This is a genomic window from Pseudomonas sp. Sample_20, from assembly GCF_004307585.1.
Lineage (GTDB): Bacteria > Pseudomonadota > Gammaproteobacteria > Pseudomonadales > Pseudomonadaceae > Aquipseudomonas > Aquipseudomonas atacamensis.
On the sequence record NZ_RCOA01000134.1, the window covers coordinates 1 to 6,906 of the forward strand.

A 6,906-nucleotide genomic window follows, 5' to 3' on the forward strand; every position below is an offset into this window, starting at 1 on the left:
TTTGTCGACGACGACATCTACTACGACCTGCTCGACCCGGCCGACATCGACATGGTCTGCAAGCCGGTTTCCGACGCTGTGTACGTCATTCCGTGGGCAATAGAGCCGACCGCCATCGTCATCCATGACACTTTCGACAAGTTCGGCAACCCGATCGAACTGTCGCCGCGCAACGTGCTGAAGAAAGTCCTGCAGCTCTACACCGACAAGGGCTGGAAGCCGATTGTCGCGCCGGAAATGGAGTTCTACCTGACCCAGCGCTGTGAAGATCCGGACCTGCCGCTCAAAGCACCGCTTGGCCGTTCGGGCCGTGCGGAAAGCGGTCGCCAGTCATTCTCGATCGATGCCGCCAACGAATTCGATCCGTTGTTCGAAGACGTCTACGACTGGTGCGAACTGCAAGGCCTGGATCTCGACACGCTGATCCACGAAGACGGCCCGGCGCAGATGGAAATCAACTTTCGTCATGGCGATGCGCTGGATCTGGCCGACCAGATCACCGTGTTCAAGCGCACCCTGCGCGAGGCGGCGCTCAAGCACAATGTCACTGCGACGTTCATGGCCAAGCCGATCGGCGACGAGCCTGGCAGCGCCATGCACCTGCACCAGAGCGTGGTCGAGATCGCGACGGGCCAGCCGATCTTCGCCGATGCCGAGGGCAACATGAGCGAGCTGTTCCGTCATCACATCGGTGGCTTGCAGAAATACATCCCGAAAGTCCTGCCGATGTTCGCACCGAACGTCAATTCGTTCCGCCGCTTCCTGCCGGACACCTCGGCGCCGGTCAACGTCGAATGGGGCGAAGAGAACCGCACGGTCGGCCTGCGAGTGCCGACTTCCGGGCCTGAATCGATGCGCGTGGAAAACCGCTTGCCCGGCGCCGACGCCAACCCGTATCTGGCGATTGCCGCGAGCCTGCTGTGCGGCTACATCGGCATGGTCGAACAGATTGAGCCGAGCGCGGCGGTCGAAGGCCGGGCCTACGAACGGCGCAACCTGCGCCTGCCCATCACCATCGAAGAAGCCCTGACGCAGATGGAAGACTGCCCGAAAGTCGCCGAATACCTGGGCAGCAAATTCGTCCGTGGTTACGTCGCGGTCAAACGCGCCGAGCATGAAAACTTCAAGCGCGTGATCAGCTCGTGGGAGCGTGAGTTCCTGCTGCTCAGCGTCTGAACGCGCAGCTGTCCCTGTGGGAGTTGTGCAGCGCCTGAGAATTTGATCGTTCCCACGCTCCCGCGTGGGAATGCATCCCGGGACGCTCTGCGTCCCATCCAAAGCCGAACGCGGAGCGTCCGTTGCGGCATTCCCACGCAGAGCGTGGGAGCGATCATTACAAGAAGAGGTGTCGAAATGCGTCTATTGAAATCCGTACTCCCGGTCGCACTGAGCGTGCTGTTCAGTGCCGTAGCCCACGCCGAGCCCCAAGTCAGCGTCTACAACTGGACCGACTACATCGGCGAAACCACCCTCGCCGACTTCCAGAGCAAGACCGGGATCAAGGTGATCTACGACGTCTTCGACTCCAACGAAACCCTTGAAGGCAAACTCCTCGCCGGTCGCACCGGATACGACGTGGTAGTGCCGTCCAACCACTTCCTCGCCCGCCAGGTAAAGGCCGGGGCGTTCATGAAGCTCGATCGTTCACAGTTACCAAACTGGAAGAACTTGGATCCGAAACTGCTTGAATTGCTTGAGAAAAATGATCCCGAGAATGCGCACTCGGTGCCTTACCTGTGGGGCACCAACGGCATCGGTTACAACGTCGACAAGGTCAAGCAAGTGCTCGGCATCGACCACATCGATTCCTGGGCCGTGTTGTTTGAACCGGAGAATCTGAAGAAGCTGAGCCAGTGCGGTGTGTCGATGATGGATTCCGCCGACGAAGTCTTCCCCGCCATCCTCAACTACATGGGCATGGACCCGCGCAGTGAAAACCCTGAAGACTACAAAAAGGCTGAAGCCAAGCTCCTGAGCATCCGCCCGTACATCACCTATTTCCATTCTTCCAAGTACGTGTCGGACCTGGCCAATGGCGACATCTGCGTCGCGTTCGGTTACTCCGGCGATGTCTTCCAGGCGGCCAACCGCGCGAAGGAAGCCAAGAACGGTGTGAATATCGCTTACGCTATCCCCAAGGAAGGCGCCAACCTGTGGTTTGATCTGCTGGCGATTCCGGCCGACGCGAGCAACGCCAAAGAGGCGCACGCCTTCATCAATTACCTGCTCGATCCGCAAGTAATCGCCAAGGTCAGCGCCACCGTCGGCTACGCCAACCCGAATCCGGCGGCCAAGCCGTTCATGGATCAGGACTTGGTCAACAATCCTGAGGTTTACCCGCCGCAGTCGGTGCTCGACAAACTCTACATTTCCTCGACCCCGCCCCAGGCGATCATGCGTCTGATGACCCGGTCGTGGAGCAAAGTGAAGTCGAACAAATGAATCAGCACAGCGCACAACACGCCCGGTCCTGGTACGCAGCTTCTGCACGGACGAGCACGCCCTACCCTGCGCTGGATGGTGATTTGCTTGCCGACGTCTGCGTAATCGGTGGCGGCTTCACTGGCGTCAACACCGCGATTGAGCTGGCCCAGCGCGGTCTGTCGGTGGTGTTGCTCGAGGCGCGACGTATCGGCTGGGGCGCCAGCGGGCGCAACGGTGGTCAGCTGATTCGCGGTATCGGCCATGAAGTCGAGGGTTTCGCCCGTTACGTTGGCCAGGACGGAGTGCGCTATCTGCAGCGCGCCGGTATCGATTCGGTGGAGCTGGTGCGCCAGCGCATCACTGAAAACGCCATCGACTGTGATCTGCGCTGGGGCTTTTGCGAACTGGCCAACACCGCCGCGCAATTCGCCGCGTTCAAGCAGGAACAGGACAGCCTCGCCGAACTCGACTATGCCCACGCAACCAGGCTGGTCGGGCCGGAGCAGATCCGGCAGCAAGTGGTCGACGCCGGTGTGTACGCCGGCGGATTGATCGACATGGGATCGGGCCATTTGCATCCACTTGATCTGGTCCAGGGCGAAGCGCGTCTCGCCGCGTCGCTGGGCGTGCGTATCTTCGAGCAAAGTCCGGTGCTGGAAATCCTCCATGGCCCGACCGTCGAGGTGCGTTGCGCCACGGGTTCAGTGCGCGCCGGCAGCCTGGTGCTCGGCTGCAACGCGCATCTGGATGACCTCGAGCCGAAACTCAGCGGCAAGGTGCTGCCCGCCGGCAGTTACATCATCGCCACCGAGCCGCTAGACGAAAGCCGCGCCGCGCTGTTGATTCCACAGAACCTGGCGCTGTGCGATCAAAAAGTCGGACTGGACTATTACCGACTCTCGGCTGATCGACGGTTGCTGTTTGGCGGCGCTTGTCATTATTCCGGGCGCGATCCGGCGGACATTGCCGCCTATATGCTGCCGAAAATGCTCAAGGTGTTCCCGCAACTGGCCGATGTGCGAATCGACTACCAATGGGGCGGCAAGATCGGCATTACCGCCAACCGTTTTCCTCAGGTTGGCCGGCTCAAGCAGCACCCGAACGTGTTTTACGCGCAGGGCTACTCCGGCCATGGCCTCAACGTCACCCATTGGTGCGCGAAGTTGTTGGGCGAAGCCATTCATGCCGGGCACAGCCAGGGCATGGACGTGTTCAGCGGCGTGCCGCACATGACCTTCCCCGGCGGCCCGGCGTTGCGTTCGCCGCTGCTGGCGCTGGGCATGTTCTGGTATCGCCTGCGCGAAATGCTCGGCTGAACCCGCCACGACTCTGGCCCCTGTAGGAGCTGCCGAAGGCTGCGATCTTGGGACGCAGAGCGTTCCGGGCTGCATTCCCACGCAGAGCATGGGAACGATCAGGTCGCAACCTTCGGCAGCTCCTGGACTGCAATCGCGTCCCACGCCAGCTATACACATTTGCTCTATCGCCAAGCACTTCTATATTGATGAAGTGCTTTTGCGTTCCTGACGCTCAGTGCCCGATTAATTGAGGAGGACATGGATGAAGTCGTCAGCCAGCGATGAGCCGCGAGCACCCGGTCAAGCGCCGATCAAAACCCGCCGTTTCGCGATTTCACTGGTATGGATCGTGCCGATTGTCGCGGTGCTGGTCGGCATTTCGCTGGTGATTCACAACATCCTTCAGGAAGGCCCGGTCATCACCGTTACCTTCAAGACCGGCGATGGCCTGACCGCGAACAAGACCGAAGTCCGGTACCGCAACGTGGTCATCGGCCATGTCTCCGACGTCGAACTGGCCAGCGACCATAGACACGTCAACGCCACGATCAAATTGGCCAAGCAGGCCGAAGCCTTCACCCGCGAGGATTCGCAATTCTGGGTGGTGCGTCCACGTATCGGCGCCGGCGGTGTATCGGGCATCGATACGCTGCTGTCGGGCGATTACATCGGCGCCGACATTGGTCAGGCCAATACCCGCTCAAAAAACTTCAAAGGTCTGGAGAACCCGCCGCCGATCACCTACGGCGAACCGGGCAAACGCTTTACGCTGCACACCGCAGACCTTGGCTCGCTGGACATCGGCTCCCCCGTTTATTACCGCAAGATTCCGGTTGGCCAGGTTGTGTCCTACGCGCTGGACCCGGACGGCAAAGGCGTCAACATCGAAGTGTTCGTGCATTCGCCCAACGATGCCTACGTCACCGAAAACACTCGCTTCTGGAACGCCAGTGGCATCGATATCAATGTCGGCGCCAACGGCTTTGCGGTGAAAACCGAATCGCTGTCGACCCTGCTGGTGGGCGGCATCGCTTTCCGTGCCCCGGATTACAGCCCCGACGATAAACCGGCCAGCGACGACAAGAGTTTCGAGCTGTTTGCCAACCAGACCGCCGCCCTCGCCCCGCCCGACGGCAAGGCGCAATACCTGGCGCTGCGGTTTGATCAGGCCTTGCGCGGCCTCAAGGTGGATGCGCCTGTCGAGTTTCTCGGTATTGAAATCGGCCGGGTGGTGGCGGTCAATCTCGACTTCGACGAGGTCAAGCGCACCTTTCCGGTGAATGTCGGCATTGTCATTTATCCGCAGCGACTCGGCCGTGCCCACGCGAAGATTCTCAAGACCTACCATGGCGACGAAAACGACGAGGCCACCGGCGCGCGCCTGATCGGCACGTTCATTGAAAATGGCCTGCGCGCCCAGGCCCGCAATGGCAACCTGCTCACCGGTCAGTTGTATATCTCGCTGGATTTCTACCCCAAAGCGCCGAAAGTCGCGTTCGACCCCAAGGCACGGCCGGTCACCATTCCGACCGTCCCCGGCAGCCTCGAACAATTGCAGGAAAAACTCGAGGCGATGGTCAACAAGATCAATGCATTGCCGGTTGAACGCATCGCCAGCAACCTCGACGGCAATCTGGTCGAGCTGCGCAAGGGCCTGAAGCAGTTCAACGCCAGGACTCTGCCGGGTGTACAGAGCACCCTCGCCGATGTCAGCAAGACCTTGCAGTCAGCCAATTCGACTCTCGCCGAGGACTCACCGCAACGCGAGCAACTGACCGAGACCCTCGACGAACTCGGGCGCATGTCGCGCTCGTTGCGAGAGCTGTCGGATTACCTCGGTCGCCACCCTGAGTCGCTGATTCGCGGGCGTCCCGACAACGCCGCGCCGCTGGACCTCAAAGGACCGCCACGCAATTGAGCACAGGAGCTGAATCCATGGCTTTACCGTTGAAGATCACCGTGCTCGCTGCCTTCGTGCTGCTGACTGCGTGCCGTAGCGACCCGATCAGCTTTCATACGCTGACCCCGGCGCAACCGGGTGCCAGCCGCAACGGCGCCGACATCGCCATTGAAAGCATCAGCGTGCCGCCACAGGTCGATCGCGCGCAGATTGTGATTCGCCAGGGCAACAGCGGCGTGGCGATTCTGGAAACCGATTGGTGGAGCGCCACTCTTGCCGATGAGTTGCGCGGCGCGCTGATCGACCAATTGAGCAGCGGTGTCGGCCAGCAGCGCGCCTCAGTGCGCGTCGACGTGCAGCGCTTCGATTCGATTCCCGGCCAGTACGCCTTGATCGACGTGAAATGGCGAGTGCGCCCGCTGGGTGCGGCGGACGCGGCGCTACTGACCTGTCGCTCGGTGTTGCAGACGCCTTCAGGGCCAAGCATCGAAGAGCTGGTGACTGCGCAACAGAACAACGTCAAACGTCTTGCTGCACAAATCACTCAGGCGTCAATGGCCGCGCGCAATTGCCCTTCATCGGGCTAATCGCTTTATAAATCGAAGCGATCCACCGCCCGCCGCCGCTCGTTGTCATCGCGCACATCGTAGTTGGCGGTTGTCTGGATATTGCTGTGATGCGCCAGTTTCTGCGCGATCGACAGGTCGTGCTCTTCGATCACCCGGGTGATGAATGAACGCCGAAAATCGTGGGGCATGATTTTCACCCCGACCTGCGTACCGCGCTGGCGGGCGATGTAGTAAATCGCGTGTTTGGTGATGCGCTCGCGGGTGATGTGGCTGCCCCGGCGAATGCGATTGAACAGGAATGCATCGTCGCTCTCGCCTTCCTTGAGCTGTGAACGACGCAGTTCCAGCCAGGCGTCGAGCTTGGCAAAGGCCCAGGCCGGCGCGTACTTGATCAGCTGTTTGTTGCCCTTGCCGGTGACGGTCAGGCTGCGTTCGTTGAAGTCGACCTGACTCAGATCCAGATCCACCGATTCCGACTTGCGCATGCCGGTGCCGTACAGCAGCGCTATCACCGCCGCATCACGCAAGCCCTGCGGGCGTGGGTCGGCAGCGCAGACTTCCATCAGTTCGTGAATCAGCGTGCGCTTGAGGTTGCGCCCCTGGGACAGCCGTGTGCCGGCTATGCCCTTGACCGAACGCATCTTCAACAGGTGATCCTGGCTGATCAGGCTCATGCGCCACGCCTCGTTCATCACCCCGCGCACGGCGTTGACGT

General features: G+C 60.8%; 6 protein-coding genes. 5 read left to right on the top strand and 1 reads right to left on the bottom strand.

All coding sequences use genetic code 11. The features are described from left to right. The 5 genes from D8U70_RS26745 to D8U70_RS26765 form a co-directional block, all read left to right on the top strand. A partial coding sequence (locus tag D8U70_RS26745; protein ID WP_130930127.1) for a glutamine synthetase family protein occupies positions 1-1,176 on the top strand: 1,176 nt, incomplete at its 5' end. 177 nt (positions 1,177-1,353) lie between these two features. Continuing rightward, on the top strand, positions 1,354-2,442 hold the full coding sequence (locus D8U70_RS26750) for a polyamine ABC transporter substrate-binding protein (protein ID WP_130930128.1): 1,089 nt from the start codon (positions 1,354-1,356) through the stop codon (positions 2,440-2,442). Next, positions 2,439-3,740 carry an FAD-binding oxidoreductase gene (locus D8U70_RS26755; protein WP_130930129.1) on the top strand — a complete coding sequence of 434 codons (1,302 nt, stop codon included), beginning with the start codon at positions 2,439-2,441 and terminating at the stop codon, positions 3,738-3,740. The genes D8U70_RS26750 and D8U70_RS26755 overlap by 4 nt, the downstream gene beginning before the upstream one ends. Positions 3,741-3,984: 244 nt before the next feature. Continuing rightward, the gene (locus tag D8U70_RS26760; protein ID WP_130930130.1) at positions 3,985-5,640 is read left to right on the top strand and encodes an MlaD family protein; all 1,656 of its coding nucleotides are present in this window, start codon (positions 3,985-3,987) and stop codon (positions 5,638-5,640) included. 17 nt (positions 5,641-5,657) lie between these two features. Then, positions 5,658-6,209: a PqiC family protein gene (locus D8U70_RS26765; RefSeq protein ID WP_130930131.1), complete on the top strand. Its 552-nt coding sequence runs from the start codon at positions 5,658-5,660 to the stop codon at positions 6,207-6,209. A 5-nt stretch (positions 6,210-6,214) separates the two neighbouring features. Here D8U70_RS26765 and D8U70_RS26770 read toward each other — a convergent pair. After that, on the bottom strand, positions 6,215-6,906 hold a 692-nt coding region (locus D8U70_RS26770), incomplete at its 5' end, for a tyrosine-type recombinase/integrase (RefSeq protein ID WP_130930132.1).

Bases quoted from the DNA above. Each gene is read 5' to 3' on its own strand.
- D8U70_RS26750 (WP_130930128.1), top strand. From the start codon at position 1,354: ATGCGTCTATTGAAATCCGTACTCCCGGTCGCACTGAGCGTGCTGTTC.
- D8U70_RS26755 (WP_130930129.1), top strand. From the start codon at position 2,439: ATGAATCAGCACAGCGCACAACACGCCCGGTCCTGGTACGCAGCTTCT.
- D8U70_RS26760 (WP_130930130.1), top strand. From the start codon at position 3,985: ATGAAGTCGTCAGCCAGCGATGAGCCGCGAGCACCCGGTCAAGCGCCG.
- D8U70_RS26765 (WP_130930131.1), top strand. From the start codon at position 5,658: ATGGCTTTACCGTTGAAGATCACCGTGCTCGCTGCCTTCGTGCTGCTG.